The organism is Kiloniellales bacterium (genome assembly GCA_030064845.1).
GTDB lineage: Bacteria > Pseudomonadota > Alphaproteobacteria > Kiloniellales > JAKSDN01 > JASJEC01.
The window spans coordinates 12,632-37,923 of record JASJEC010000026.1; the positions used below are offsets into that span (position 1 = coordinate 12,632).

Annotated in this window: 29 protein-coding genes; 20 read left to right on the forward strand and 9 right to left on the reverse strand. The window is 68.5% G+C overall.

Annotated features, from left to right (window positions below):
- The first annotated feature begins 161 nt into the window (after positions 1-161).
- The 12 genes from QNJ67_11530 (at position 162) to QNJ67_11585 (ending at position 11,018) form a co-directional block, all read left to right on the forward strand.
- On the forward strand, positions 162-647 hold the full coding sequence (locus QNJ67_11530) for a hypothetical protein (protein MDJ0609597.1): 486 nt from the start codon (positions 162-164) through the stop codon (positions 645-647).
- Between the two features lie 104 nt (positions 648-751).
- The gene (gene msrB / locus QNJ67_11535) at positions 752-1,153 is read left to right on the forward strand and encodes a peptide-methionine (R)-S-oxide reductase MsrB (protein ID MDJ0609598.1); all 402 of its coding nucleotides are present in this window, start codon (positions 752-754) and stop codon (positions 1,151-1,153) included.
- 146 nt (positions 1,154-1,299) lie between these two features.
- On the forward strand, positions 1,300-2,265 hold the full coding sequence (locus QNJ67_11540) for a calcium/sodium antiporter (protein MDJ0609599.1): 966 nt from the start codon (positions 1,300-1,302) through the stop codon (positions 2,263-2,265).
- A 60-nt stretch (positions 2,266-2,325) separates the two neighbouring features.
- The gene (locus QNJ67_11545) at positions 2,326-3,123 is read left to right on the forward strand and encodes an SDR family oxidoreductase (GenBank protein MDJ0609600.1); all 798 of its coding nucleotides are present in this window, start codon (positions 2,326-2,328) and stop codon (positions 3,121-3,123) included.
- 188 nt (positions 3,124-3,311) lie between these two features.
- Complete coding sequence (locus QNJ67_11550) at positions 3,312-3,680, forward strand: dihydroneopterin aldolase (GenBank protein ID MDJ0609601.1); 369 nt, start codon at positions 3,312-3,314, stop codon at positions 3,678-3,680.
- 372 nt (positions 3,681-4,052) lie between these two features.
- Complete coding sequence (gene uvrC / locus QNJ67_11555; protein MDJ0609602.1) at positions 4,053-6,116, forward strand: excinuclease ABC subunit UvrC; 2,064 nt, start codon at positions 4,053-4,055, stop codon at positions 6,114-6,116.
- Between the two features lie 161 nt (positions 6,117-6,277).
- A complete protein-coding gene (pgsA, locus tag QNJ67_11560) occupies positions 6,278-6,835 on the forward strand; it encodes a CDP-diacylglycerol--glycerol-3-phosphate 3-phosphatidyltransferase (GenBank protein MDJ0609603.1) in 558 nt (185 codons plus the stop codon).
- A 72-nt stretch (positions 6,836-6,907) separates the two neighbouring features.
- Positions 6,908-7,426 carry a molybdopterin-guanine dinucleotide biosynthesis protein B gene (gene mobB / locus QNJ67_11565; GenBank protein MDJ0609604.1) on the forward strand — a complete coding sequence of 173 codons (519 nt, stop codon included), beginning with the start codon at positions 6,908-6,910 and terminating at the stop codon, positions 7,424-7,426.
- A 160-nt stretch (positions 7,427-7,586) separates the two neighbouring features.
- Positions 7,587-8,831 (forward strand): hypothetical protein, encoded by a 1,245-nt coding sequence (locus QNJ67_11570; GenBank protein MDJ0609605.1) that lies wholly within the window; start codon positions 7,587-7,589, stop codon positions 8,829-8,831.
- Positions 8,832-9,040: 209 nt separating this feature from the next.
- Positions 9,041-10,294 carry a molybdopterin molybdotransferase MoeA gene (locus QNJ67_11575; protein MDJ0609606.1) on the forward strand — a complete coding sequence of 418 codons (1,254 nt, stop codon included), beginning with the start codon at positions 9,041-9,043 and terminating at the stop codon, positions 10,292-10,294.
- Positions 10,294-10,545, forward strand: a complete 252-nt coding sequence (gene moaD / locus QNJ67_11580; protein ID MDJ0609607.1) for a molybdopterin converting factor subunit 1 — start codon at positions 10,294-10,296, stop codon at positions 10,543-10,545. The genes QNJ67_11575 and moaD overlap by 1 nt, the downstream gene beginning before the upstream one ends.
- Before the next feature lie 2 nt (positions 10,546-10,547).
- Complete coding sequence (locus tag QNJ67_11585) at positions 10,548-11,018, forward strand: molybdenum cofactor biosynthesis protein MoaE (GenBank protein MDJ0609608.1); 471 nt, start codon at positions 10,548-10,550, stop codon at positions 11,016-11,018.
- A 225-nt stretch (positions 11,019-11,243) separates the two neighbouring features.
- Here QNJ67_11585 and QNJ67_11590 read toward each other — a convergent pair whose 3' ends face one another.
- Positions 11,244-12,146, reverse strand: a complete 903-nt coding sequence (locus tag QNJ67_11590) for a branched-chain amino acid aminotransferase (GenBank protein ID MDJ0609609.1) — start codon at positions 12,144-12,146, stop codon at positions 11,244-11,246.
- Positions 12,147-12,305: 159 nt separating this feature from the next.
- On the opposite strand from QNJ67_11590, the gene QNJ67_11595 reads away from it, so the two are divergent.
- The 4 genes from QNJ67_11595 (at position 12,306) to QNJ67_11610 (ending at position 16,125) form a co-directional block, all read left to right on the forward strand.
- Positions 12,306-12,809, forward strand: a complete 504-nt coding sequence (locus tag QNJ67_11595) for a MarR family transcriptional regulator (protein MDJ0609610.1) — start codon at positions 12,306-12,308, stop codon at positions 12,807-12,809.
- Positions 12,810-12,913: 104 nt separating this feature from the next.
- Complete coding sequence (locus tag QNJ67_11600) at positions 12,914-13,600, forward strand: response regulator (GenBank protein ID MDJ0609611.1); 687 nt, start codon at positions 12,914-12,916, stop codon at positions 13,598-13,600.
- An 18-nt stretch (positions 13,601-13,618) separates the two neighbouring features.
- On the forward strand, positions 13,619-14,938 hold the full coding sequence (locus QNJ67_11605) for an ATP-binding protein (GenBank protein ID MDJ0609612.1): 1,320 nt from the start codon (positions 13,619-13,621) through the stop codon (positions 14,936-14,938).
- Positions 14,939-15,096: 158 nt separating this feature from the next.
- Positions 15,097-16,125, forward strand: coding sequence for a HAMP domain-containing sensor histidine kinase (locus QNJ67_11610; protein MDJ0609613.1), 1,029 nt, complete (start codon positions 15,097-15,099; stop codon positions 16,123-16,125).
- A 23-nt stretch (positions 16,126-16,148) separates the two neighbouring features.
- Here QNJ67_11610 and QNJ67_11615 read toward each other — a convergent pair whose 3' ends face one another.
- The 8 genes from QNJ67_11615 to QNJ67_11650 all read right to left on the reverse strand — a co-directional run bounded on the left by QNJ67_11615 (position 16,149) and on the right by QNJ67_11650 (position 20,994).
- Positions 16,149-16,499, reverse strand: a complete 351-nt coding sequence (locus tag QNJ67_11615; GenBank protein MDJ0609614.1) for a tRNA-binding protein — start codon at positions 16,497-16,499, stop codon at positions 16,149-16,151.
- 135 nt (positions 16,500-16,634) lie between these two features.
- Positions 16,635-17,087, reverse strand: coding sequence for a phasin family protein (locus QNJ67_11620; protein ID MDJ0609615.1), 453 nt, complete (start codon positions 17,085-17,087; stop codon positions 16,635-16,637).
- Positions 17,088-17,191: 104 nt separating this feature from the next.
- Complete coding sequence (locus QNJ67_11625; GenBank protein ID MDJ0609616.1) at positions 17,192-17,884, reverse strand: TetR/AcrR family transcriptional regulator; 693 nt, start codon at positions 17,882-17,884, stop codon at positions 17,192-17,194.
- 95 nt (positions 17,885-17,979) lie between these two features.
- Entirely contained in the window at positions 17,980-18,471 is a 492-nt protein-coding gene (locus tag QNJ67_11630; protein ID MDJ0609617.1) for a YbaK/EbsC family protein, read from the reverse strand.
- Positions 18,468-19,280: a pyrroline-5-carboxylate reductase gene (gene proC, locus QNJ67_11635; protein ID MDJ0609618.1), complete on the reverse strand. Its 813-nt coding sequence runs from the start codon at positions 19,278-19,280 to the stop codon at positions 18,468-18,470. Before proC ends, QNJ67_11630 begins: the two co-directional genes overlap by 4 nt.
- Before the next feature lie 90 nt (positions 19,281-19,370).
- Positions 19,371-19,871 (reverse strand): YbjN domain-containing protein, encoded by a 501-nt coding sequence (locus QNJ67_11640; GenBank protein MDJ0609619.1) that lies wholly within the window; start codon positions 19,869-19,871, stop codon positions 19,371-19,373.
- A 176-nt stretch (positions 19,872-20,047) separates the two neighbouring features.
- Complete coding sequence (locus QNJ67_11645; protein ID MDJ0609620.1) at positions 20,048-20,668, reverse strand: HAD family phosphatase; 621 nt, start codon at positions 20,666-20,668, stop codon at positions 20,048-20,050.
- The gene (locus tag QNJ67_11650) at positions 20,665-20,994 is read right to left on the reverse strand and encodes an accessory factor UbiK family protein (protein MDJ0609621.1); all 330 of its coding nucleotides are present in this window, start codon (positions 20,992-20,994) and stop codon (positions 20,665-20,667) included. Before QNJ67_11650 ends, QNJ67_11645 begins: the two co-directional genes overlap by 4 nt.
- Before the next feature lie 195 nt (positions 20,995-21,189).
- Here QNJ67_11650 and lgt point away from each other — a divergent pair, with 195 nt between their 5' ends.
- Genes lgt through QNJ67_11670 form a run of 4 tightly spaced genes read left to right on the forward strand, consistent with a single transcriptional unit; the run spans position 21,190 to position 25,161 of the window.
- Positions 21,190-22,095 carry a prolipoprotein diacylglyceryl transferase gene (gene lgt, locus QNJ67_11655; protein MDJ0609622.1) on the forward strand — a complete coding sequence of 302 codons (906 nt, stop codon included), beginning with the start codon at positions 21,190-21,192 and terminating at the stop codon, positions 22,093-22,095.
- Positions 22,092-23,195 carry an SAM-dependent methyltransferase gene (locus tag QNJ67_11660; protein MDJ0609623.1) on the forward strand — a complete coding sequence of 368 codons (1,104 nt, stop codon included), beginning with the start codon at positions 22,092-22,094 and terminating at the stop codon, positions 23,193-23,195. Before lgt ends, QNJ67_11660 begins: the two co-directional genes overlap by 4 nt.
- A gap of 43 nt (positions 23,196-23,238) precedes the next feature.
- A complete protein-coding gene (gene pgeF / locus QNJ67_11665) occupies positions 23,239-24,009 on the forward strand; it encodes a peptidoglycan editing factor PgeF (protein MDJ0609624.1) in 771 nt (256 codons plus the stop codon).
- Positions 24,010-25,161 carry a Xaa-Pro peptidase family protein gene (locus tag QNJ67_11670; GenBank protein ID MDJ0609625.1) on the forward strand — a complete coding sequence of 384 codons (1,152 nt, stop codon included), beginning with the start codon at positions 24,010-24,012 and terminating at the stop codon, positions 25,159-25,161.
- Positions 25,162-25,292 lie beyond the last annotated feature (131 nt).

Below are 25,292 nucleotides of genomic sequence, written 5' to 3' on the forward strand. Positions count from 1 at the left end.
CCCGGGCCGCCGCCGGCGCCAGCCGGGCGGCGGGCAACCTCCTGATTCTAAATCCCAAATCGCCGAGCTCGACGGGCCGTGGGCGGCACTCCTTAATCATGCCTTAACACCTTGCGTGGCATACCTCGACGGCAGAATTTGCCGCCCGCGAGCATGAAATCATGAGAACTCGATCAAACCGGTCCCAGGTTTCGCGTCCTGCCGCCTGGAGAAAACCGCTGCTCGGCGCCGCGGTCGCCGCCGGACTGGCCGGCTGCGCGGCGGCGGAGCAGAGCACCCAGGTCTACGACCAGCAGCAGCGGGCGAACCTGGCGCTGGAAGCGGTGATCGAGGCGGCGCAACGCAAGAATCCGGGCCAGGTCGACGCCCTGGAACAGAGCGCGGTCGCGCTGCGCGTCGCCTGCGCCGCCCTGCAAGACGCCGAATACTCTTCCTACGACGCTCCTGTGGATCTCTCCGTGAAGGTCGCCGCCTACGGCACCCTGGACACTTGCGCCGCCAAGGCCACGGAAATCGAAGACCTGCTCTGGCGGATCGACCCCTTCACCGCCGGTCACTACCTGGAACACCCCATGGTCTCGGTCGCCGAGAGCGACCCCAAAGCGCGTCTAGACCTGTATCGGACGCCGGATTTCGCCTACCGTTGAGCCTCCGGGCTGGATCCTAGGATTACGGCAGAATCACGCGATTGATGGGGCGCGCCGGGCGCGCCCGTCGCGCTCTGCGCTCTGCGGTCGAGAGGCGTTCCCCGATGGGCGAGAAGATGCGGAAGACCGACGCCGAGTGGCGCCGTCTCCTGACCCGCGAGCAGTACGCCGTGACCCGGCGGGGCGGCACGGAACCGGCCTTCTCCGGCAGCTACCACGACAGCAAGACCCCGGGTGTCTACGGCTGCGTCTGCTGCGCGGCGCTGCTCTTCGACTCGGCCACGAAGTTCAACTCCGGCACCGGCTGGCCCTCGTTCTGGCAGCCGATCAGCCCCGATTGCCTGGAGACCCGGATCGACCGGAGCCTCTTTATGGTGCGCACCGAGGTGCTCTGCGCGCGCTGCGACGCCCACCTCGGCCACGTGTTCGAGGACGGCCCCCGGCCGACCGGCCTGCGTTACTGCATGAACTCGGCGGCGCTGAAGCTCGTGCCCCGGGAGGGCTGAAGCCCGGAACGCCCGGCCGGCCGCGGGATCAGGTCCTTAGAGATACACCATTGAACTGGGAAGCCAGAAACCGCATTTAACAGCCCACGCCACCGGCTCCCGCCTCGTCTCCCCGTCCCTCCGCCAATCCTCGAAAGGCTGCCACGGTGACTTTCCTCGCGCTCTGCATGGTGGCCGGCGGACTCTTGTTGCTCGTTTTCGGTGGAGAAGTGCTGCTCAGGGGCGCGGTGTCCCTGGCCGCCCGTCTCGGCCTCTCGTCACTCCTGGTCGGCATGACCGTCGTGGCCGCCGCGACCTCCATGCCGGAGATGGTGGTGGCGGTGGCCGCGAGCCTGGAGGACGCGCCGGATATCGGCATCGGCAACGTCATCGGCTCTAACACCGCGAACATCCTCCTGATCCTCGGCACCACCGCGATGCTGGCGCCGATCCACACCCAGGCCAACCAGGTCTTGCGTGACGGCCTCGCCATGCTCGGCGCGACCGTGCTGTTCACGGTGCTGACGGTGATAGGACTGATCGGCCGGATCGAGGGCGTGGCCATGTTGGTCCTGCTGGTCGGCTACCTGGCTTACAGCTATCGGCGCGAGCGGCGGCGGCCGGCGATCGAGACCGAAGCGGGCCTGGACGAAGAGCCGCAGGGAACGCTCTCGAATTTCTGGTCGCTGGCCTTTGTCACCGCCGGCGTCGCTCTCCTCGTCGTCGGCTCCAAGCTCCTGGTCGAGGGTGCGGTGGATCTCGCCAGGATCGCCGGGGTTTCCGAGGCCGTGATCGGGCTGACGCTGGTCGCCGTCGGCACGTCGCTGCCCGAGCTCGCGACCGCCATCGTGGCCAGCTACCGGCGTCACCCCGAGATCGTGCTGGGCAACGTCATCGGCTCGAACCTGTTCAACATCATGGCCATCATCCCGGCCATGGCGCTAACCGCCCCGGTCGTCGTCGCCGTCGAATTCATTCAGTTCGACGTCTGGGTCATGGCCGGGGTCACCGTGCTCTGCCTGGTCTTCATGGTCACTGACTGGCGGTTCAGCCGGCGCGAGGGCATCCTCTTCCTGGCCTGCTACGGCGCCTACATGGCCCTGCTCTTCGCCCGGGAGCAGTCCGCGTTCTAGCGGGCTCTTCGCGCCAGTTCGCGCTTGTTCGCGCCCGGGGGCTCTTGCATGGTGGCGGACATGAGCGAGTCCAGCCGATCCGGCGTCCATCCGAGAGACTACCCGCGCGCCGCCCTGGTGACCGGGGCGGCCCAGAGAATCGGGCGGGCGATCGCCCTGGCGCTCGCGGCCGACGGCTGGGCCGTAGCGGTGCACTACAACCGCTCCGCCGAGTCCGCCGACGCGCTGGCGGAGCAGATCCGGGCCGAAGGGGGGCGCGCCGAGGCGCTTGGCGCCGACCTGGCCGAGGAAGCCCAGGCCGCCGGCCTGGTCGGCCGTGCCGCAGAGGCGCTCGGGCCGCTCGGCTGCCTGGTGAACAACGGCGCGGTCTTCGAGCTGGACCAGGTGCACTCGGTCACCCGCCAGTCCTGGGACCATCACCTCGAGCCGAACCTGCGGGCGCCCTTCGTCCTGACCCAGAGCTTCGCCGCCGCCTTGCCCCCGGAAATGGGCGGGGCCGTGATCAACATCATCGACCAGCGGGTCTGGAGCCTGACCCCCTATTTCGTCAGCTACACCCTGTCCAAGGCCGGCCTCTGGACGCTGACCCGGACGCTGGCCATGGCCCTGGCGCCGCGCATCCGGGTCAACGCGATCGGGCCGGGGCCGGTGCTGCCGAGTCCGCGCCAGAGCCAGGAGCAGTTCGACCGGCAGTGCGCCGCCATGCCGCTGGGCGACGGGGCCGCGCCCGAGGACATCGCAGACGGCGTGCGCTACATCCTGTCGGCGCGGGCCATGACCGGACAGATGATCGCGCTCGACGGCGGCCAGCACCTCGGCTGGGCTCAACCCGGCCCCAGCGCCCTCGATGAGGAGTAGTCCGGCCCGGCGAGGCGGCGCCGGCGCGCGGTTGACACCCTCGCGGCCCGGGGCACATGATCGCGCGCGCCCCAGAGGGACCGTCGTCGCGGACCCCGCAGAAGCCGTGAAGCCGAGCTGAAATGCCCGACGCCAAGCCCGCGAAACTCCATCCAACCGGCCACGCTGTTCCCGGAAGCCGCAGCGCCGTGGCGACGGGGCAGAAAATCGTGCTGCGCGACCTGGTCGTCGACTCCAAGGTCGGCGTGACCAGCCAGGAGCGCGCCCGCTCTCAGAGGATCTGCGTCAACCTCGAGCTGGAGCTCGCGCCGTCGCGGCCCGCCCGCGACCGAATCGACGACGTCGTCAGCTACAGCCACTTCTGCCGACAGGTTCGGGCGGCCTGCACCGAGGACGAGACCACCGCGCTGCTCGAGACGCTGGCCGGGCGGATCGCCGACGCCTGCCTGGAGGACCCACAGATTGTGACAGTTCGGGTAAGGCTCGAGAAGCTGGACCGCTACCCCGACATGGCGGGAGTCGGCGTCGAGATGAGCTTCGCCCGCGGACCGGCCTGAGCCCGGGCGGCCAGGAGCTAACGCCTTGCGGCAAAAACAGATTCTTTGGCCGAAGAGGAAAAGTTGTACACAAGCGACCGGCGGAGAAGTAACTGTCGGTCGAGTGAGTTCAATAGTCTTTCCATCAGAGTTGATTCTCGCTTGACTATGAAATTCATGTTTTTTAACAAACGCTTACAGAATTGCCTAAAAAATAGGCACGATTAACAAATCCTTGATATAGCTCGCTGAGGCCTGACGAGCCGATAGTTTTCCACAGAGTTATTCACAAGATTCGTGGATAGTTGACGGCCGGCGCAAGGCCCCGCGCGGCGGCGCTACCGGCGGCGGCCGGGATTGACGGCGGAAACCTGAGTTGTGAGAGTGCCGGCCATGGCGAAAACACGCGGGCATCGGCGCGTCAACGACCCCTCCGAGGGCGGCAAGCGCGCGGCGGTGATCCCCGACCTGGCGGAGACACTGCCCGAGGGCGCGGAGGCGACGGCCGAGGACGCCGAGCAGGCCGAGGAGGCCTCTGGGCCGGGTGCCTCCCTGGCCCGCGGTCTGGCCTGCCTCGAGAGCCAGCTGAAGACGCTGCCGACCTCGCCGGGCGTCTACCGCATGCTCAACCGACGCGGCGACGCGCTCTACGTCGGCAAGGCGCAGAACCTAAAGAAGCGCGTCGCCAGCTACACCCAGATCTCCAAGCTGCCGCGGCGTCTCCAACGGATGGTCGCCGAGACGGTGCGGCTGGAAGTGGTCACGACACACAGCGAGATCGAGGCGCTGTTGCTGGAGAGCAACATGATCAAGCGCCTCATGCCGCGCTACAACGTGCTGCTGCGCGACGACAAGTCCTTTCCCTATATTCTGATCACCAAGGGCCAGGCCTGCCCCCGGCTGACCAAGCACCGCGGCGCGCACAGCCAGGACGGCGACTACTTCGGTCCCTTCGCGTCGGCCGGCGCGGTAAACCGGACGATCACCGCCCTGGAGAAGGCCTTCCTGCTGCGATCCTGCTCGGATGCGGTCTTCTCCGCCCGGACGCGGCCCTGCCTGATGTACCAGATCAAGCGCTGCTCGGCGCCCTGCGTCGGCCGGATCTCGGACCGGGACTACGGCGTTCTGGTCGACCAGGCCCGCGACTTCCTGACCGGGCGCCGACAGGACATCCAGCAGGATCTGAGCGAAGCCATGGAGGCGGCGTCGGAGCGTCTCGACTTCGAGGCCGCGGCGGTCTACCGGGACCGCCTGCGCGCACTCGCCCACATCCAGTCCCGCCAGGACATCAATCTCGAGGGCATCGACGACGCCGACGTGATCGCCGCCCATCAGGAAGCGGGCCAGACCTGCGTCCAGGTCTTCTTCTTCCGGGCCGGACGCAACTACGGCAACCGTTCATACTTCCCGTCGCACGACAAGAACCTGGGCGCAGTCGCCGTGCTCTCGGCCTTCGTCGCACAGTTCTACGACGGCAAGCCGGTCCCCAAGCTGGTGCTTCTGAGCCACGAGATCGAGGAGCAGGCGCTGGTCACCGAGGCGCTCTGCGAGCGGGCCGCGCGCAAGGTGACCCTGACCCGGCCGCGGCGGGGCGACAAGCGCAAGCTGGTCGAGGGCGCCCTCAGCAACGCGCGCGAGGCCCTGGCCCGGCGCCTCTCGGAGAGCGGCACCCAACGCCGCCTGCTGGAGGAGCTCGCGGAGCGGCTCGGGCTCGAGGCGGCGCCGGAGCGGATCGAGGTCTACGACAACAGCCACATACAGGGCAGCAACGCCTACGGCGCGATGATCGTCGCCGGCGTCGAGGGTTTCGAGAAGGCGGCCTATCGAAAGTTCAAGATCAAGGGTGCGGCGAAACCCGCAGCGCGCGGGCCAGACCGGGGTGATGCGGTCCGGCAGCTCGACACCGAGGGTTTCAGCGCGGGCGACGACTACGCGATGATGAGCGAGGTGCTGCAACGGCGCTTCTCCCGCGCCCTGAAAGAGGATCCTGAACGGGAAGGCGCCCAGTGGCCGGATCTGGTGCTGATCGACGGCGGCCGCGGGCAGCTCCGCGTCGCCCAGCAGGTGCTGGCGGAGCTCGGCCTGGAAGACATCGCGGTCGCCGCGATCGCCAAGGGCCCGGACCGCGACGCCGGACGGGAGAGGATCTTCCAGCCGGGCCGGGAGCCGCTGCTGCTGCCGCCGCGCGACCCTGTGCTCTATTTCCTGCAGCGGCTGCGCGACGAGGCGCACCGCTTCGTGATCGGCGCCCACCGCCAGGGCCGGGGCAAGGATCGGCTGCGCTCCGCCCTCGACGAGGTTCCCGGCATCGGCGCCAAACGCAAGAAGTCCCTGCTGCACCATTTCGGCTCCGCCCAGGGCGTACGCCGCGCCGGGCTGGCCGACCTGGAGGCGGTCGAGGGCATCAGCAAGGCCGTGGCCCGCAGGATCTACGAGCATTTCCATGGCGCCGCCTGACCCCCGGTGGCACCGGCGGCCAGCCTGCCTACACGAAATAGAAAGCCCGCCGTGCCAGGGTGAATCCGGCCGATCGCGCCGCTAGTGACCGGGTGCGCTCCTGTGCTAGAAGGCGGCGGCCGGCCGGCACAGCGTCCGCGCAAAGCCTCGGAAACCTCGTGATGCTCACCTCCCTGCCCAACCTCCTGACTCTCCTGCGCATCGGGCTGATTCCCCTGGTGATCGGGATGTTCTACCTCGACGGCGCGGTCTATCGCTGGATCGCCTGCGCGCTCTTCACGCTGGCCGGCATCACCGACTACCTGGACGGCTACCTCGCCCGGGAGCGCAACGAGGTCTCCCCGCTCGGGCGCTTCCTCGACCCGATCGCCGACAAGCTGCTGGTCGCGGCGGTCATCCTGATGCTGGTCGCGCGCGACGTGATCACCGATGTGGTCGTGCTCCCGGCGCTTGTGATCCTCTGCCGGGAGATCCTGGTTTCGGGGCTGCGCGAGTACCTGGCCGAAATCCGCGTGCCCCTGCCGGTCAGCAAACTGGCCAAGTGGAAGACCGTCCTCCAGATGGTGGCGCTCGGCTTCCTGATCGTCGGCGAGGCCGGCCCGGCGGCGATCCCGGTGCAGACCATCGGCGAGGCTGGCCTGTGGCTCGCCGCTGCGCTGACCCTGGTGACCGGCTACGACTACCTGCAGCGCGGCCTCAAGCACATGCTCCTGGAGTAGCCGAGTCTTGGTTGACAGGGCCGCGAGCGCGCCCTTTGTTAGCCGCGGCGTGGCGAAACCGCGGAGCGCGAGATGAGAGTTTTCGGAGTGGCCGGCTGGAGCGGCAGCGGCAAGACCACCCTGGTGACCAAGTTGATCCCGGCGCTGGTGGCGCGCGGCGTGAGCGTATCGACCATGAAGCACGCCCACCACGGCTTCGACGTCGACTATCCGGGCAAGGACTCCTACGAGCATCGGGCCGCCGGCGCCACCGAGGTCCTGGTGACCTCGGGCCAGCGCTGGGCCCTTATGCACGAGCTGCGCGGCGGCGCCGAGCCGGAGATCGCCGAGCTGGCGGCCCGCATGTCGCCGGTCGACCTCCTCCTGGTCGAGGGCTACAAGCGGCACGAGCACGAGAAGCTCGAGGTCCACCGGACGGCGCTCGGCAAACCGCTGCTGTGCCGAAGCGATCCGAGAATCGTGGCCGTGGCCAGCGACGGCCCCCTCTCAGAGGTCACGGTCCCGCGCCTCGACCTGAACGATGTCGAGGCGATCGCCGGCTTCATCCTCCAGCACTGCGGCCTGGCGAAGGACCTGGCGGCCCGGGCCTAGAGCGAACCGCTCCATCTCAGCTTGCTGGTGCGGATCCGAAACTGCTCTAACTCCGGGCGCCGACCGCACATGCAACTTTCACGTTACGTTTCAGTCGAACTTCATTAAATTTCTCGGCTGTTCACATATGGAACGCCGTTTTCCTTGGGGAGGCCAGATCATGAGACTTCGCGGATTTACCGGGTTTGGGACCGCCATCGCCCTGATGGCCTTCTGGGCCGCGGGCGCCTGGGCCCAGGACATCGTCAAACCGCCTGTCGACGTGGAGGCGAAACGCTTCGTTTCGAGCGTCGAGATGAGGGGGCCGAATCATCAGGTCAAGGAGACGGCGAGCAACGACGGGTTCATCAACACCTACACGCTGACCACCGAGTGGGGCGACGCCACGGCCGTCAGCAACTATCGCCTGAGCGTGCGGATCCGGGAAGTCAACGCCCTGAAGACCCTGGACGAGATGAGCAAGGCGGGCGTCTTCGGCGACGCCCTGCTCAACGGTGCGCTCGCGCCGGTCAAGGCGGTCGGCGACCTTGTGACGGCGCCGGTGGACACGGTAAGCGGCGCGGTCAAGGGTTTCGGCAGCTGGATCGGCAACATCGCCAGTTCGGCGGTCAGCGAAGACCCCAACCAGGAAGGCGCCCTGTCGGCCGCCGCCGGGTGGGCCCAGACCAAACGCAGCTACGCCGTCCAGCTCGGCGTCGATCCCTACACCGACTGGCCCCCGCTCCAGGAAGCGCTCGTGTCCACCGGGCGGGCGGCCTTCGCCGGCGGGATCACGGCCCAGGCCGCGGTGAGTGTCGCCACCAAGGATACGGTCGCTGAGTACCCAGTTCTCGGGCTGGGCCTGACCGACACGATGAACAAGAAGCTGGTCGACAATCCCCCCGAGCGCCTGGCGGACGAGCACCGGGCCGACCTGGCGGCCCTCGGCATCCCGAAAGACACGACCGAAGCCTTCCTGAAGAACTTCAATTACTCGCCGAAAGAGAAGCTGCAGCTGGTGGAGGCGGTCAAGCGCATGGAGGGCGCCGAGGGGCTGGAGGGCGTCATCGCCATCGCGTCCGAGGCCCCGGACAAGCGGGTCGCGCGCTACCTGCAGCAGCAGGCCGACATGATGGCGAAGCTCTGGGAACAGTCGCGCTTCTCGGTCGTTCGCACGGAGAAGACGGCCATGCTCAAGATGGACGACGGCCGCCTGCTCGGGGTGTTCCCGCTCGACTACGTGCAGTGGACCCAGGATCTCGCCGACTACATGCCGGGCTTCGAGGCCGAGCTGGAGAAGGCGGGGGCCGCGGACGGCAAGGAGCTGTGGTTCGAGGGCGTGGTCTCGCCTGACGGGAAGAAGGGGCTCGAGGGCTACGGCTGGACCATCAAGGAGAAGGTTCAGCTGCTCTTCGCATCCTCGTAATTCAGGCGCGAGGCTCGGATCGAGGCGTCGGGGCACGCCCGGGAAAAGCTGCGCCAGACGGCGCCCAGCGGCGGCGCGAGGCTCGGAAGTCCGCGCCTTGCTGGCGGGACGGGCTATCCTTATGTTCTGGGGCCGGGCCGAGACGGCCGGAGGGGTCGCCGTAAAACCGGGTCGGCCCCTGATAACCCAATAAGAATAGTGCCTTAAGCATGGCTCAATTGACCGACGACTGCTTCGCCCATGGCGGCAAGCTGATGACCACGGCGGAGGCGCTGGCGCTCCTGGACGCGCGCCTCACCAGCGTGACCGGGACCGAGCGGCTGCCCCTCACCGACGCCCTGGGCTGCATCCTGGCCGAATCCGTGGTCGCGCCGGGCGATGTCCCGCCGCACGACAACTCGGCGGTCGACGGTTACGCGGTGGTCTTCGAGGACCTCGACCCCGAAGCGGAGACCCGCCTGCCGGTCTCGGGCCGGGTTGCGGCCGGCCACCCCCTGGGCCGGCCGGCCCGGCGCGGCGAAGCGATCCGGATCTTCACCGGCGCCCCCATGCCCGAGGGCGCCGATACCGTGATGATGCAGGAGGACTGCCGGACCGAGGGAGACACCGTGGTGATCCGGCCGGGCATCAAGCGCGGCGCGAACCGGCGCCGGCGCGGCGAGGACATTACAGCCGGCACCGAGATCCTGCAGCGCGGCCTGCGCCTCAGGCCCCAGGACCTGGGCCAAGCGGCCGCTGCCGGGCGCCGGGACCTTCGGGTCTCCAAGCCCCTGAGGGTCGCCCTCTTCTCGACCGGCGACGAACTGTGTGAACCGGGCACGGACCTGGCACCCGGCTGCATCTACGATTCCAACCGCTTCACCGTGGCCGGGCTGCTGAAGGCCCTGGGCTGCCGGATCGACGACCTGGGCATCCTGGCCGACCGCCCCGAGGTGATCGAGCCGGCCCTGGCCCGCGCGGCGGCCGAGCACGATCTCATCGTCACCTCGGGCGGCGTCTCGGTCGGCGAGGAGGACCACGTCAAGCAGGCGGTCGAGAAGCTCGGCCAGCTCCATCTCTGGCGCCTGGCGATAAAGCCGGGGCGGCCGATCGCGCTCGGCCAGGTCGGCTCCGTGCCCTTCGTCGGCCTGCCCGGCAATCCAGCCGCCGTGGTTGTCACCTTCCTCAATTTCGTGCGCCCCATGATCCTGCGCCTGATGGGCGCCAGCGACCTCGCCCCCCACCTCTTCCGGGTCACGGCCGCCTTCGACTACAAAAAGAAGAAGGATCGGCGCGAGTGGGTCCGCGCCCGCCTGGAGCGGGACGACGCCGGTGGCTGGCGGGCGGTCAAGTTCCCGCGCGACGGGGCCGGCATCCTGTCTTCCCTGGTCGAGTCCGACGGCCTCGTGGAGCTGCCGGAGGGCATGACCGAGCTCACCGCCGGCACCCTGGTCGACTTTCTGCCGTTCAGCGAGGTGGCCTGATGAAAGTGCTCTATTTCGCCTGGCTGAGAACCAAGACCGGGATGGCCGAGGAAGAGGTCGCGCCGCCGGACGAGGTGGCGACGGTCGGCGATCTCCTGGCCTGGCTCAAGGACCGCGGGCCCGGCCACGCCGAGGCCCTGGCCGACCTCGAGGTGGTGCGGGTGGCGGTCAACCAGGAGTACGCCCAGCCGGACCATCCGGTGAAGCCGGGCGACGAGGTCGCCCTCTTCCCGCCCGTAACGGGAGGCTAGACGTGATCCGGGTGCAGCGCGAAGCCTTCGACCTGGGCGAGGAACTCTCGGCCCTCAGCAAGGGCAACCACCGGATCGGCGGGCTCGCGTCCTTCGTCGGGCTGGTGCGCGACATGGCCGGCGACAAGGCGGTCAGCGCCATGACCCTGGAGCACTATCCCGGCATGACCGAGAAGATGCTGGCGCGGATCGAGGCCGAGGCGCAGGCGCGCTGGCCGCTCGAGGCCAGCCTGGTCATCCACCGCTACGGCCGCCTGGAGCCGGGCGACCCCATCGTCCTGGTCGCCTGCGCCAGCGCCCACCGCGAGGCGGCGCTGGAGGCCTGCCACTTCCTGATCGACTGGCTGAAGACCGAGGCTCCCTTCTGGAAACAGGAGGAAGGCCCCGGGGGCGGGCAGTGGGTCGAAGCGCGCGCCAGCGACGACGCGGCCCGGAACAAGTGGCGGAAGGGGCGGACGAAGGCGGCGGAGTAGGCAACGGCTGTGGAGGTTGGGAGTTCCATTTCCCTCGATAGGTTCCCCGATTTCCGCCTGGAAGAACTTCTCACAACCCACCCTCACCGGAGCGCATCGGCGCTATCGTTACGCTCTCCAAGGGAGAGGGAGCCCGTAGGGCTTGACCTTCGGTCGCCCACGGCGAAGCCATGGGACGGTGAGGGCCGTTTGTTCTAGCGCTCTCGGGTGAAGATCCCCGACGGCTTAGGCCGCGCTGGCCGCCGCCGCGTTCTCGGGCTGGCGCACCAGCTCGTCGTAGGCGGTCATCAGATCGCGGGTGATCTCGCCAGGGGTGAAGGTGAAGCCGTCGATCTCGGCGACCGGGGTGACCTCGACCGCAGTGCCCGTGATGAAGACCTCCTGGGTCCGGGCCAGCTCGTCCGGCATGATCGCCCGCTCGACGATCTCGTAGCCGCGCTCGCGCGCCAGCGCCATGACCGTCCGGCGGGTGATACCATCGAGGAAGCAGTCCGGCGTAGGGGTGTGGAGCACCCCGTCCTGCACCAGGAAGATGTTGGCGCCCGTCGCCTCGGCGATCCGGCCGCGGTAGTCCAGCATCAGGGCGTCGGCGTAGCCCCGGCCCTCGGCCTCGTGCTTGGAGAGCGTGCAGATCATGTAGAGCCCGGCGGCCTTGGAGTCGGTCGGGGCGGAGTCCGGCGAGGGCCGGCGCCACTTGGCGATCGACATGCGGATGCCCTTGAGCCGGGCCTCGGTCGAGAAGTAGGCCGGCCACTCCCAGGCGGCGATCGCCATGTGGATCGTGGTGTTCTGGGCCGAGACCGCCATCATCTCGCTGCCGCGCCAGGCGACCGGACGGACGTAGCCGTCGACGATGCCGTTGACCCGGAGCACCTCGTTGGTCGCCGCGTTGATCTCCGCCACGCTGTAGGGGATCTCGAAGCCCATGACCCGCGCCGACTTGTGCAGCCGCTCGTGGTGCTCGGTCATCTTGAAGACCCGGCCGTTGTAGGACCGCTCGCCCTCGAAGACGCAGCTCGCATAGTGCAGGCCGTGGTTCAGAACGGGAATCTTGGCCTCGCGCCACGGCACGAGAGCGCCATCCAGCCAGATCTGGCCATCACGGTCGTCGAACGGAAGCATTGACATGGCGAATCCCCACCCCAAAGTGGCCAGTGAAATTTGTTCCGGTCCGGGACAGGGTCTTTCCGCCGGCCTCGGCGGCTCCTCCCTTGCCCTCGCTTTTCCGCCGCTGCGCGCGGTGCGAAATTAGTTGTTTGTGTAACAGTTGCGGGCGAATATGTCAACATGGCTGACATAAAAAGCGGCGCCAACCCTCTTTTTCTGCGCGAGGAGGAACTGCGCCAGGGCATGGAGCTCCTGTTCTTCGCCTACCGCGACTTCACGGCGGAACCGGACCAGATCCTGGCGCGCTTCAACTTCGGGCGGGCCCACCACCGGGCGATCTACTTCGTCGGCCGCCACCCCTCGATCGCGGTGAGCGAGCTCCTCGCCATTCTCGGGATCACCAAGCAGAGCCTGTCCCGCGTGCTCGGCCAACTGGTCCGCGAAGGCTTCATCATGCAGCGGACCGACCGGCAGGACCGGCGCCGCCGCCTGCTCGAGCTGACCGAGAAGGGCCGGGACCTGGAGCGGCAGCTGAGCGAGAACCAGCGGCGTCGCATGGCCCGCGCCTACCGGGCGGCCGGGGCGGAGTCCGTCGAGGGCTTCCGCCGGGTGCTGCGCAACCTGATCGACGAGAAGGACCGCAGCCGCTTCAAGGCCGACGACGAGCGCGAACGCCGCGCATGATCCCTTCGTAGAATCCCGTGGCCGTTTAAACCGCCGGCCAAATGGGCTAGTTCTTGCCCAGAGATCCCAGAGGTCAGCCAGAAGAGCCCCGAACGCCGCCTCCGATGACAGCAGACAAGCCCCATATCCTTGTTGTCGACGACGACACCCGGCTGCGCGACCTGCTGCGCCGCTACCTCGGCGAACAGGGCTACCGCGTTACAGTGGCCAAAGACGCCGCCCACGCCCGCGCGCAGCTCGAGGCCTTCGACTTCGACCTGATCGTGCTGGACATCATGCTGCCGGGCGAGACCGGGCTCGAGCTGACCTCCTCCCTGCGCGAGAAGAGCGCGGTGCCGGTCCTGCTGCTGAGCGCCATGGGCGAGGCCGGCGACCGGATCAACGGCCTGGCGGTCGGCGCCGACGACTACCTGCCGAAGCCCTTCGAGCCGCGCGAGCTGGCGCTGCGGGTCCAGGCGATCCTGCGGCGCGCCCAACCGTCCTCCGGCCCGGCCGGCAGCGAGGTCGCCTTCGGCGGCTTCCGCTTCAATCTGAAGCGCTCGGAACTGCGCCACGGCGACGAGTTCGTGCAGCTTACCGCGGCCGAGGCCTCGCTCCTCGTCGCCCTGGCCCGGCAGCCGGGCGTGCCGGTCTCGCGCGAGGACCTGACGGCGCAGAATCCCGAGATCGGCAGCGCGCGGACCATCGACGTCCAGATGACCCGCCTGCGCCGCAAGATCGAGAACAACCCGCGCTTCCCGCGGTACTTGCAAACCGTCAGGGGCACCGGGTATGTCCTGACGCCTGATTAGTGTTCGCGGAGCGTCGCGATGCTCTCGTTGCTCAAGCGCCTGGTGCCGAGATCGTTGTTGGGCCGGTCGCTGCTGATCATCATCCTGCCGCTGATCCTGACCCAGGTGATCGCGACCTGGGTCTTCTATAACCGGCACTTCGACAACATTACCCAGCGCCTCTCCGACGGCGTCGCAGGCGACATTGCGGCGGTGATCCGCATCATGGGGCCCCAGCCGACGCCCGGCAGCCGGACCAGCGCACTGCGCCTGGCCAAGGTCAGCTTCTTTCTCGACGTCACCTTCCACGACGAAGCCAAGCTGCCGGAGGGCCACGAGCAGTTCAAGCCGGACAACATCGTCGAGAGCAAGCTATCCAAGGCTCTGCACAGCCGTATGCCCTACGCCTTCATCATCGACACCGCCTGGCGAGACAAGCAGATCCGCGTCGACGTCCAGCTGCCCGACGGCGTCCTGGAGGTCTTCATTCCACGCAACCGCCTGTTCAGCTCGACCACCTACATCTTCATCGTCTGGATGGTGGGCAGCGCGATCGTGCTGTTCGGCCTGGCTACGATCTTCATGCGCTACCAGGTGCGTCCCCTGCGGCGCCTGGCGATGGTGGCCGACGCCTACGGCAAGGGCCGGGATGCCGGCCATGTCAAGGTCGAAGGCGCCAGCGAGGTGCGGCTGGTGGCCAAAGCGCTGACCCGAATGCGCACCCGGATCAACCGGCAGGTCAGGCAGCGCACGGAGATGCTGGCCGGGGTCAGCCATGATCTGCGCACGCCCTTGACCCGCATGAAGCTGCACCTCGCTCTGCTCGGCAAGAACAACGAGGTCGACCACCTGCAGGCCGACGTCGCCGAGATGGAGCGGATGGTCGACGGCTACCTCGCCTTCGCCAGGGGCGAGGGCGCCGAGCAGCCCGAGCGTACCGACCTCTCGCGCCTGCTCCACGACCTGGTGGACCAGATGGATGACGCTGAGAGCGAAGTCAGTCTGCAGGTCAAGGAACCCATCGTGATGCCTTTGCGGCCGGAGGCCATGCGGCGGTGTCTCGCCAACCTCATCGGCAACGCCAAACGCAATGCCCGTATGGTTTCGGTTCGGACGAAGCTTCGGAAGAACAAGGTCGAGATCATGATCGACGACGACGGTCCCGGGATCCCTGAGGCCCGGCGCCGGGACGTGTTTCGGCCCTTCTTCCGGCTGGACGAATCGCGCAACCCCGACGCCGGCGGTGCGGGGCTGGGCCTGACCATCGCCCGCGACGTGGTCCGTAGTCACGGCGGCGACGTGGTCCTGGAGGATGCGCCCCAGGGCGGCCTGCGCGCCCGGATCTGGTTGCCGGTCTGAAGCTGGTCTCGGCGCCGCCGAAGTATCCGGCTTTATCTAAAGTAATACATAAATTCTAGTATTGGTATTTATCTGGGTTTTGCTATATAAGTTATAGCAAAGCCACCAATTAAGGTTTGACCGACTTGCGGAGTCGCAAACCGGTCAAGAGAGGCATCATGAATAGGGATGACAAAAGGAACCAAGCGGCTCTCCCGGCCAAGCATGGCGAGCGGGATTCGGGGGTCGCCCTCCTCTGGAATGCGAAGCACCGGCGTGCTCCGCGGGCGGCCGGCACCCCGGCCGTTAACCCTGCCAGCGGCGAGCGCTACCGGGAACGCCTCGCCGAGCTGGCCGCAAACGGCCGGAGCCTCGCGAGCGTCGCCTCGGCCCGGCGACAGCTGGCGGAGACGGTCGAGCTGGCGACCACGATCCTGGACGAGTCCGCCGCCGCCGACGTAGCGCGCTCGGAATGCCTGGCGCACATGAGCCACGAACTGCGCACACCGCTCAGCGCCATCATCGGCTTCGCGGAGATCATCGCCGACAGCCTGAAAAAACCAGAACCCTCGGCCGACAAGGCGCTGGAATACACCAGGGACATCAAGAACGCCGGACAGCACCTGCTCGGCCTGGTCAACGACATGCTCGACATCGCCAAGGTCGAGGCCGGCAAGCACGAGCTCGTCGAGGATACCCTGGACACGGAAGAGCTTCTCCAGTCCTGCGTGGCCATGGTCCGCGAGCGGGCCGCGGCGGCGTCGATCGCCCTGGACATGACGGTCCCGGAGAGCTGCGCCACGATCACGGCCGACGGACGCAAGCTCAAGCAGGTGCTGGTCAACCTGCTGAGCAATGCCGTCAAATTCACGCCGGATCGGGGCAAGGTCGTCCTGGCCGTGGAACCGGCCGGCCCCGACGGCACGGCGATCACGATTCGCGACACGGGGATCGGCATGAGCAGCGAGGAGCTCGAGCGGGTTCTCGAGCCCTTCACCCAATTCCGCCGCGACTTGAGGGCCGACCAGCCCGGGACCGGGCTCGGCCTGCCGCTGGCCAAGGCCTTGACCGAGCTGCACGGCGGCAGCCTGACGATCGAGAGCGCGATCGGAGAGGGAACGGCGGTGCGCATCACCCTGCCCCACGCGCGCCGGGACCTCGGCGCGGACGAAGCCCCGGTCTCGGGCGCGCGTCCAGAGGTCGCCTGACGCGGCCTAGAACGCCGGTCCGCTCAGTACAGCCGCCCGCCGTCGGGAACCTTCCGGTCGGGACCGATCATCACGACCTCGCCGTCCCCGTCGGGAAAGCCGAGGACGAGGATCTCCGACATGAACTTGCCGATCTGCTTCGGCGGGAAGTTCACCACCGCCGCCACTTGGCGTCCGACCACCGTTTCCGGGCTGTAGTACCGGGTGATCTGGGCCGAGGTCTTTCTGACGCCGATCTCCGGCCCGAAATTCACCCAGAGCTTGATCGCCGGCTGTCGCGCCTCGGGGAAAGGCTCCGCGCGGACCACGGTGCCGACCCGCACCTCGACCTTGAGGAAATCCTGGAAAGTGATCTCGGCCTGCCCCGATGCCATTGCCCCGCCCTCCAACACGCTCGGCGGCGAAGGCTATCACCGGCCGTGCGGCGAAGACAGGCCCGCCGTCAAAGAGAAAGGGCCGCTTCGTCGGAAGCGGCCCCAGGCCTTCCAGATTGGGAAGTGGCTAAGCCCTCAGGCCGCGCCCTTCTTGATCGCCGTACGCAACTCGTCGAGACCCTCGGTGATCCGCTTGCTGATCACGTCGGCCGCCTCGGTCTGCGACTTGGCGCCCATCTCGGCCAGCTCGCGGAAGTTCTGGACCGAACGCGCGACGCCCTGCTTCAGCCACTCGGCCTGCTTGACCATGGCGTCCTCGGGCTTGCCGGTCGCAGTCATCTCCTTCACGGCCGCCGTGGAGTCGGTCATCACCTGGCGCATGATCTCGACCTGACGCTCGGTCAGGGCCTTCGCGCCCTCGAACGCGAGCCGGTTGGCATCGCTCAGCGCCTCGATGTTCTTGCGCTGGCTCTCGATCATCGCCGCCGTATCGACCTGCGGCATCTTGAACTGCTCGGCGAACTTGCCGAAGTCCATGAAAGCCGGGATATCCATGCCCATGAAGGGGTTGCTGTTGGTCCGCGCCATCGCCTTAAGCTCCTGATCTCGGGGTTATGCTGCAGTGCACAATAATCCTGATATGAATAAGACACGGCCTGCGGTCAAGGTGTTTTTTTGCAGTGCACAAAAATTTATTCTTCTGGCGGGCCGGCGCCGCGACGGCGCCCCCCGGAGAGGCTCTGCAGACCCGCTTCGATCCGGCGCAGGTAGCCGTCCAGACTGGCCATGGTCTTGGCCATGTCCGCGCTCTCGTCGCGCAACCAGACTCGCAGCGTCGCGAGATAGAGCGCCACCAGGCCGCGGACGCGGACCTCGCCGGCGAGGCCTTCGGGCGAAAGCCGGGCGGCCTCGAGCATCGCCGCCATGGAGCGGCGGACCTGTCGCAGGCTGCAGAGTGCGCCGAGCGGTTCACGCGCCTGGTCGTAGATCACGTTGGCCAGTCCGGGCCGGTACGGCGCCAAGGCGTCGAAGCGCCGCATCATCACGTCGAACAGCCGGTCGCGGGCCGTCGTCTCGCCCCCGTCCCAGTCGTCACTGAGGGAGCTATCGCCTAGGACCTCGGCGTCGATCTTCCGTGAGAAGGCCCGCAAGATGGCGCTCTTCGACGGAAAGACCGCATAGGCCTCGCCCAAGGACAGGCCGGCGCCTTCGGCGATCTCCGCGAGCGACAGCTCCCGCCAAGACCGCTCTGCCGCCAGGCTCATTGCGGTCTCGATCAAACGCTCCGACGGACCGGGCCCCGCGCTGCCCGACCCCGAGTTCTTGCGACTTGCGCCCTCGGTCCCCGATCCGTTGGAACCCGACGTAGCGGCTCTCTTCGCCATGGTGATTCACCGTTCCTTACGACCGACCTGACGCATATTTAGGGGAGCGCGACAGCCCCGCCAATGCGTGCCGGTGCAAATTAGGCGCCGGCGCTTCAGGCGCCCCGCTTGACCGCGGCCGGACGCCCGCCGGTGATCGCGATCAGCTCGGCGGGCGAGAGGCGGAACACCGCGTTCGGCGTGCCGGCCGCCGCCCAGATCTCGTCGTAGGCCTCGAGGTCGCGGTCGATCACGGTAATCGGCGATTCGGCGTGGCCGACCGGCGGCACGCCGCCGATCGCGAAGCCGGTCCGCGCGCGGACGAAGTCGGCGTCGGCCCGCTCGATCTTCTCGCCCAGAACCTCGGCCACCTTCTTCTCGTCGACCCGATTCGATCCGCTGGCGATCACCAGGACCGGCCGGTCCGAGGCGCCGCCGCGAAACACCAGGGACTTCGCGATCTGGCCGACGCCACAGCCGATCGCGGCGGCGGCATCGGCGGCGGTGCGGGTCGACTCCGGGAACTCGCGGACCTCGAACCCGTGGCCGAGGTTCTCAAGCGCCTCCTGGACGCGGCGCGCGCTGGCCTTGAGCGTCCGCTCGGTCACGAGGCCAGCTCCCGGCTGCGGCGTGTCGCCTCGGCGATTGCCCGGTCCATCAGCCGCTGCAGGCCGTCGTCGGCCATCAGGACCTTCAGCGCCTCCAACGTGGTGCCGCCGGGACTGGTGACGTTCCGTCGCAGCGTATCGGCGGCGTCGCTCGATTGCCGCACCAGCTCGCCTGAGCCCGCGACCGTGGTGCGGGCAAGCTGCATTGCCAGAGCCTCGGGCAGGCCGGCCTTGCGGCCCGCTTCCGCCAGGCACTCGATCAGCAGAAATACGTATGCCGGACCACCCCCCGATACGGCGGTGACCGGATCGAGCAGCGTTTCGTCCTCGACCCAGGCGACCTCGCCGACGGCGGACATCAGCTCCTCGCAGGTCTTCTTCTGCTCTGGGCCGACATGCGGATTGGCCACCAGCACGGTCATGCCGCGGCCGACCGCCGCCGGCGTATTGGGCATGGCCCGCGCGATCGCCGCTCCGGCGCCGAGCCGGTCCTGGAAGTACGCCAGGGATCTGCCGGCCGCGATGGAGAGGAAGACGGCCCCACGGCCGGCGAAGCGGGCGTAGGCGGGCACCAGGGCGTCCATCTGCTGCGGTTTGACGGCGAACACCACGACCGCCTGATTCGCGTCCAGCGCGTCGCCGGCGTCGAAGGCCGCCGCGCCGCGCGCCGCGAAGGCCGCCGCGGCCTCGGCGTTCGGCTCCACGATGCTGAGCTTCGAGGGCTCCAGACCGCGGTCGAGCCAGCCGGCCAGCAGCGCTCCGCCCATCTTGCCGCAGCCGATCAAGGCCAGAGGCCCTCTGAACTCCATGGTCACGCGCCCCCTCGCCGCTCCGCAGTTGCCCAGATGATGCGGCCGTCGGCGCGGCGGGGCAAGGGTGGCGGGAAGGCGACGCCCGGCTCAGGCTTCGCCCTGGGTATCCATCATGGCGGCGGTCATCGCGGTGGCGACCGGCTGGCCGCCCCAAACGACCAGCTGGAGCGCCAGGAAGAAGCGCTCGCACTCGGTCTGCGCGGTATCGACCAGATCCTCGAGCAACTCGACGCTGGGCGCGGAAACCCCGCGCAGGGCGAGGGTGTGGCGAAACAGCGGCGACCAGTCCTCGGAGCAGAGATCGAAATGCCCGAGCCACAGGGTCTCGTTATAGAGCGCGAGCAGTTCATGGACCGCCGCCCGCTTGGGCTCGGGAACCTTTTGTCCGAAATGGCAGGAGAAGAACATGGCGCTGACGTCGTCCGCCCAGAGAAAGGACATGTGGCAATCGCACCAGCGGCCGGCGATCTCCATGGTCAACTCGGAGTCGTTGGACCGTTCACAGTGCCATTGGTTGGCGGCGGCCAGCTCTTCAACGAGATCGAGGGGATTGGGGCGCTCTTCCAGGTACGTTTGCGTGGCGACCATGGGATCCTCCCCGGGGGCTTCCCGATATATAGGCGTCTGAAAGGCACGAACTACAACATCTAGGCTGCCAAATGTGATTCGGCCTTGCAACAGGGGATTGCCCGCCGCTTCGACAGAACCGTGAATTCTTGTTGATAAGTTCGATATCGGGCCGCGCGGGCGTGGCCCGGGGCGCGTCAGGGTGAGACGGGCAGCCCGCAGTCCGCGAGCGCGCGCCGCAGCGGGGCTGCGCCTTCGAACACGACGGCGGGCAAGCCGCGGCGTCTGGCCGCCTCCACGTTGGCCTCGACGTCGTCGATGAAAAGCGCGCCCTCTGCCCGGACCTGGAAGCGCTCGAGCAAGAGGTCGTAGATCTCGGGCTGCGGCTTGTTCACGCCCTCCAAACCGGAGAGGACCAATCCGTCGAACCAGGTCAGGAACTCGAAGCGGTCCCGGGCGTGGGGCCAGGTCTCGGCCGACCAGTTGCTAAGCGCGAGGAGCCGGAGCCCGCCGGCCTTCAGCTCGCGCAGGATCGCCACGCTGTCGTCCATGGCGCCGGCGATCATTTCCGGCCAGCGCCGCCAATAGGCCTCGATCAGGTGGGCCTGGTCGGGATGGCGCGCCGAGAGCTCGGCGACGGCCTCTGCGAAGGAACGCCCCGCGTCCTGCCGCTCGTTCCAGTCCCGGGTGCACACCGTGGCGAGAAAGCGCTCCATCTCACCGTCATCATCGATCAGCTTGCGGTAGAGGTGGCGGGGGTCCCAGTCGATCAGCACGCCGCCCAGGTCGAAGATGACGACCTCGGGCGCAGGGCTCACGAGGACCCGGCCGCCTTGCCGGTTTTGCGCGGCCGGCTCGCGGGCTTGCCTGCGGGCGCGGCCTTCGCCGGCTTGGAGGCGGCCGCGAGCTTGGCCTCCAGAGCGGCGACGCGTTCCGCCAGAAGCTCCTGCTCTTCCCGGGCCTTGGCCGCCATCGCCTTGACCGCCTCGAACTCCTCCCGGCTGACCAGGTCCATCTGGTTGACCAGCCGCTCGAGCTGCTGGCGAAGCAGGCCCTCGACCTCGTTGCGCATCTCCGAGGCGACCCCGAGGGCGCCGCTGGCCACGCGGGCCATGTCGTCCAGGATCTTGTTCTGCGTTTGCATGGTCTTTACTCCCAGCCGCGACAGTGACCCACCATATGGGCGGGAAACGGCCACGGGCAAACCCCGATCTCACCGGCGCCTGAAGTGGCGCGCCCGGCCAGCGGGCCATGGACCGGCGCGGGGAGATCCAATACAGTCCGCGCGGCGGCGCGGGCCGATCGAACGCGGACGGCGATTCACCTCGAGACCTCCGGCATGCTTCTCGCGATTCCATTCCCCAATATCGATCCGGTCGCGCTGGAAATCGGACCGCTCGCCATTCGCTGGTATTCCCTGGCCTACGTCGTCGGCCTCCTGCTCGCCTGGCGGTACTGCCTCTGGCTCGCCGGCCGCTCGCCCCAAGCTGAAATGGGCCGGGCCGATCCGCCAGGGTCGGTCGCGCAGGACGTCGGGAAGCCGCGCGCCGCCGACGGCGAGAGCGAGCCGACCGCGCTCGAGGTGTTCCGCGCGAGGATCGACGATTTTCTGCTCTGGGCCACCCTGGGGGTCGTGCTAGGCGGCCGACTGGGCTACGTCCTGTTCTACAAGCCGAGCTTCTACCTGGAGCACCCCCTGCAGGTCCTCTTCGTCTGGGAAGGCGGCATGAGCTTCCACGGCGGCCTCCTCGGCGTCGCCCTCGCCATGATCTTCTGCGCCCGGAGCTGGCGGATCCCGCTGTTCCAGCTGACCGACGTCATCGCCGCCGCGGCGCCGATCGGGCTCCTCCTCGGCCGCGTTGCCAACTTCATCAACGGCGAGCTCTACGGCCGGCCGACCGACTTCTGGCTGGCCATGGTGTTCCCGACCGACCCGCTCGCCCTGCCCCGGCATCCCAGCCAGCTCTACGAAGCGGCTCTGGAGGGCCTGTTGCTGTTCTGCCTGCTCTTCGCCCTGGCCCTCGCGAGGGGACTCTACCGGCCGGGCCTCATTACCGGGCTGTTCCTGGCCGGCTACGCGTTCTCCCGCATGGCCGTGGAACTGGTGCGGGAGCCCGATGCCCACCTGGGCCTGCTGTTCGGCGGCGCGACCATGGGGCAGGTCCTGTCGTTTCCCATGGCGGCCGGCGGCGCGGCATTGGTGATCTGGGCGCTGATGCGCCCGGTGCAGCGGGCCCGGCCGTGAGCCAGGCGGCCAACACGCCCCTGGGCCGGCGGATCGCGCGGCGCATTGCGCTCCACGGCCCGATCACCGTCGCCGAGTACATGGCGCAGGTGCTGACCGACTCGGCCGAGGGCTACTACATGACCGGCGACCCCTTCGGCCGGTCGGGCGACTTCACCACGGCGCCCGAGATCAGCCAGATGTTCGGCGAGCTGTTCGGCCTCTGGTGCACGGAGATATGGCGCCGGATGGGCGCGCCGGCGCCCTTCCGTTTCGTCGAGCTGGGTCCGGGCCGGGGCACCATGATGGCCGACATGCTGCGCGCCGCCCAAGTGGCGCCGGGCTTCGTCGAGAGCGCCGAGATCCATCTGGTCGAGGTCAGCCCGGCCTTGAGGAAGTGCCAGGCCGAGCGCCTGGCGGCGTTCCGGCCGAGCTGGCACAACGAGCTCGCCGGCGTCCCGGACGGGCCCATGATCCTGGTCGCCAACGAGTTTCTCGACGCGCTTCCGATCCGCCAGCTGACCCGCGCGGAGACCGGCTGGTGCGAGCGCATGGTCGTGGCCGACGCCGAAGAGAGCCTGGGCTTCGCGCTCGCCCCGCCTTCCGCCGCCGCCCAGCATTTGGTGCCGCCGGCCCTGCGGGAGGCCGAGCCGGGACAGATGATCGAGGTGTCGCCCGCCGGCCACACCCTGGTCGGCGACATCGCAGGCCGGGTCGGCCGAGACGGCGGTGCGGCCATACTGATCGATTTCGGGCCGGCTCAGAGCCGGACGGGGGAGAGCCTTCAGGCGGTGCGCCGGCACGCGGCCCACGACGTCCTCACCCAGCCCGGTACCGCCGACCTGACCGCTCACGTCGACTTCGCCAGCCTGGCGCAGACGGCGCGCACCGCCGGCGCCGCGGTCTACGGGCCGATCGCACAGGGGCGGTTTCTCCGGCGACTCGGCCTGGACGTGCGGGCCGACGCGCTGCTCAAACAGGCGACCGAGGCCCAGGCCCGTGACATCGAGGCAGCGCGGCGCCGGCTCTCCGACAGCGAAGAGATGGGGGATCTCTTCAAGGTCCTGGCGATCGCGGCCCCGGCGCTTGGACCGCTGGAAGACTTGGAGACGCACGGATGACACGCTACAGAACACCGCAACCAGAACTAGACTTCGCCCCGCCATGCTGAAGGCCAAAATGCTCACCGGACTGCCGCGCGTCCGCCACGCCTTCTTCACCCGCCACGGCGGGGTCAGCCGCGGCCTCTACGACTCGCTCAACTGCGGCATCGGCTCCCGGGACGAAGCCGCCCGCGTGCAGGAGAACCGGGCGCGCGCCATGGCCAAGCTCGGCGCCGCTCCCGATCAGCTCTTCACGCCCTACCAGACCCACTCCAGCACCGTCGCGCAGGTCGAGCGCGCCTGGGGGCCGGGAGAGCGCCCCGAGGCCGACGCCCTGGTCACCGCGCGTCCGGGTCTGGTGCTGGCGATCACCACGGCCGACTGCGTGCCGGTGCTGTTCGCGGATCCCGAGGCCGGGGTGGTCGGGGCGGCGCACGCCGGCTGGCGCGGCGCGCTCGACGGCGTGCTGGATGCGACGGTCGCGGCCATGGAGCGACTCGGCGCGCTGCGCGGCCGGATCCTGGCGGCCATCGGGCCGGCGATCGAACAGCGGTCCTACGAGGTCGGCCCCGAGTTCCCCGGGCCCTTCCTGGAGCAGTCGGCCAATTACCGGACCCTGTTCCGTCCGTCCGCGCGCGCGGGCCACTTCATGTTCGATATCAAGGGCTACGCCCGCCGCCGCCTGGCCGCCCTGGACCTGGGCGCCGTGGAGACTCTGGCCCACGATACCTGCGGCGAGCCGGATCTCTTCTTCAGCTACCGGCGCTCCTGTCTCCAACAAGAGCCCGACTACGGCCGCAGTCTCTCGACCATTAAACTGGAGGCCGACTAGATGGCGATCCACTTCACGGCCGAGGAGCTGGCCGAGCGGCGCGCGGCGACCTGTCGCGCCATGGGCCGGGAGGGCCTCGACGGCCTGCTGATGTTCCGGCAGGAGTCGATGTACTACCTGACCGGCTACGACACCTTCGGCTACGTCTACTTCCAGTGCCTCTACCTCGGCGCGGACGGGCGCATGTTCCTGCTGACCCGGTCGGCGGACCTGCGCCAGGCGCAGCTGACCTCCGTGGTCGACGACGTGCGCGTCTGGGTCGACGGACCCGGGGCGGATCCGGCCTCTGAACTGCGCGACATGCTGGTCGACTGGGGACTGAAGGGCCGGCGCCTCGGCGTCGAGTACGACGCCTACGGCTTGACCGCCGCCGCCGGAAAGCGGCTCGAGGCGGCCATCGCCGGTACAGCCGAGCTGGTCGACGCCTCGGCCCTGGTCAGCAGGCAGCGCGTGGTCAAGAGCGAGGCGGAGGTTGCCTTCGTGCGCCGGGCCGCCGTCCTCGCGGACGAGGCCTTCGACGCGGCCGCCGGGCTCGCCGGCGCCGGCGCCTACGAGGGCGATATCCTGGCGGCCATGCAGGGCGCCGTCTTCAAGGGCGGCGGCGACTACCCGGGCAACGAGTACATCATCGGTTCCGGGCAGAACGCGCTGCTGTGCCGCTACCACACCGGCCGGCGCCATCTCGACCCGCAGGACCAGCTGACCCTGGAGTGGGCCGGCGCCTACCGGCACTACCACGCGGCCATGATGCACACCTTCGCGATCGGCACGCCGCCGGACCGCCAGGTCGAAATGCACGCCGTGGCGAGAGAAGCGCTCCTGGCCGTCGAGGCGGCACTGACGCCGGGCAACACGGTGGGCGCGGCCTTCGACGCCCACGCCCGGGTGCTCGACCGTGCCGGCTATCAGGCCCACAGACTCAATGCCTGCGGGTACTCCCTCGGCACCACCTTCTCGCCCAACTGGATGGACTGGCCGATGCTCTACAAGGGCAACCCGGTCGAGGTGGCGCCGGGCATGGTGTTCTTCTGCCACATGATCATCTTCGACAGCGACCGCGGTCTGGCGATGAGCCTCGGGCGGACCAGCCTGATCGGCGAGCGCGGCGCCGAGCCGCTCTCGACCCGTCCCCTCGACCTCGTCATCGTCTAGCCGCCGAGAGGCGCCGGGAATGTTCGATGCCCTATCTCGTACTCTTGATCTTCTTTGGAATACTGGTGCTCCTGGTCACCTGCGTGGTGGTCGTCTAGCGGCGCCCGGCCGGAGCCTCGCCAGAGCCTCTG

Excerpts from the sequence above, each read along its gene's own strand:
- QNJ67_11530 (MDJ0609597.1), top strand. The coding sequence starts at position 162 with ATGAGAACTCGATCAAACCGGTCCCAGGTTTCGCGTCCTGCCGCCTGG.
- msrB (MDJ0609598.1), top strand. The coding sequence starts at position 752 with ATGGGCGAGAAGATGCGGAAGACCGACGCCGAGTGGCGCCGTCTCCTG.
- QNJ67_11545 (MDJ0609600.1), top strand. The coding sequence starts at position 2,326 with ATGAGCGAGTCCAGCCGATCCGGCGTCCATCCGAGAGACTACCCGCGC.
- uvrC (MDJ0609602.1), top strand. The coding sequence starts at position 4,053 with ATGGCGAAAACACGCGGGCATCGGCGCGTCAACGACCCCTCCGAGGGC.
- pgsA (MDJ0609603.1), top strand. The coding sequence starts at position 6,278 with ATGCTCACCTCCCTGCCCAACCTCCTGACTCTCCTGCGCATCGGGCTG.
- mobB (MDJ0609604.1), top strand. The coding sequence starts at position 6,908 with ATGAGAGTTTTCGGAGTGGCCGGCTGGAGCGGCAGCGGCAAGACCACC.
- QNJ67_11570 (MDJ0609605.1), top strand. The coding sequence starts at position 7,587 with ATGAGACTTCGCGGATTTACCGGGTTTGGGACCGCCATCGCCCTGATG.
- QNJ67_11575 (MDJ0609606.1), top strand. The coding sequence starts at position 9,041 with ATGGCTCAATTGACCGACGACTGCTTCGCCCATGGCGGCAAGCTGATG.
- moaD (MDJ0609607.1), top strand. The coding sequence starts at position 10,294 with ATGAAAGTGCTCTATTTCGCCTGGCTGAGAACCAAGACCGGGATGGCC.
- QNJ67_11590 (MDJ0609609.1), bottom strand. The coding sequence starts at position 12,146 with ATGTCAATGCTTCCGTTCGACGACCGTGATGGCCAGATCTGGCTGGAT.
- QNJ67_11595 (MDJ0609610.1), top strand. The coding sequence starts at position 12,306 with ATGGCTGACATAAAAAGCGGCGCCAACCCTCTTTTTCTGCGCGAGGAG.
- QNJ67_11600 (MDJ0609611.1), top strand. The coding sequence starts at position 12,914 with ATGACAGCAGACAAGCCCCATATCCTTGTTGTCGACGACGACACCCGG.
- QNJ67_11605 (MDJ0609612.1), top strand. The coding sequence starts at position 13,619 with ATGCTCTCGTTGCTCAAGCGCCTGGTGCCGAGATCGTTGTTGGGCCGG.
- QNJ67_11610 (MDJ0609613.1), top strand. The coding sequence starts at position 15,097 with ATGAATAGGGATGACAAAAGGAACCAAGCGGCTCTCCCGGCCAAGCAT.
- QNJ67_11615 (MDJ0609614.1), bottom strand. The coding sequence starts at position 16,499 with ATGGCATCGGGGCAGGCCGAGATCACTTTCCAGGATTTCCTCAAGGTC.
- QNJ67_11620 (MDJ0609615.1), bottom strand. The coding sequence starts at position 17,087 with ATGGCGCGGACCAACAGCAACCCCTTCATGGGCATGGATATCCCGGCT.
- QNJ67_11625 (MDJ0609616.1), bottom strand. The coding sequence starts at position 17,884 with ATGGCGAAGAGAGCCGCTACGTCGGGTTCCAACGGATCGGGGACCGAG.
- proC (MDJ0609618.1), bottom strand. The coding sequence starts at position 19,280 with ATGGAGTTCAGAGGGCCTCTGGCCTTGATCGGCTGCGGCAAGATGGGC.
- QNJ67_11640 (MDJ0609619.1), bottom strand. The coding sequence starts at position 19,871 with ATGGTCGCCACGCAAACGTACCTGGAAGAGCGCCCCAATCCCCTCGAT.
- QNJ67_11650 (MDJ0609621.1), bottom strand. The coding sequence starts at position 20,994 with ATGCAAACGCAGAACAAGATCCTGGACGACATGGCCCGCGTGGCCAGC.
- lgt (MDJ0609622.1), top strand. The coding sequence starts at position 21,190 with ATGCTTCTCGCGATTCCATTCCCCAATATCGATCCGGTCGCGCTGGAA.
- pgeF (MDJ0609624.1), top strand. The coding sequence starts at position 23,239 with ATGCTGAAGGCCAAAATGCTCACCGGACTGCCGCGCGTCCGCCACGCC.
- QNJ67_11670 (MDJ0609625.1), top strand. The coding sequence starts at position 24,010 with ATGGCGATCCACTTCACGGCCGAGGAGCTGGCCGAGCGGCGCGCGGCG.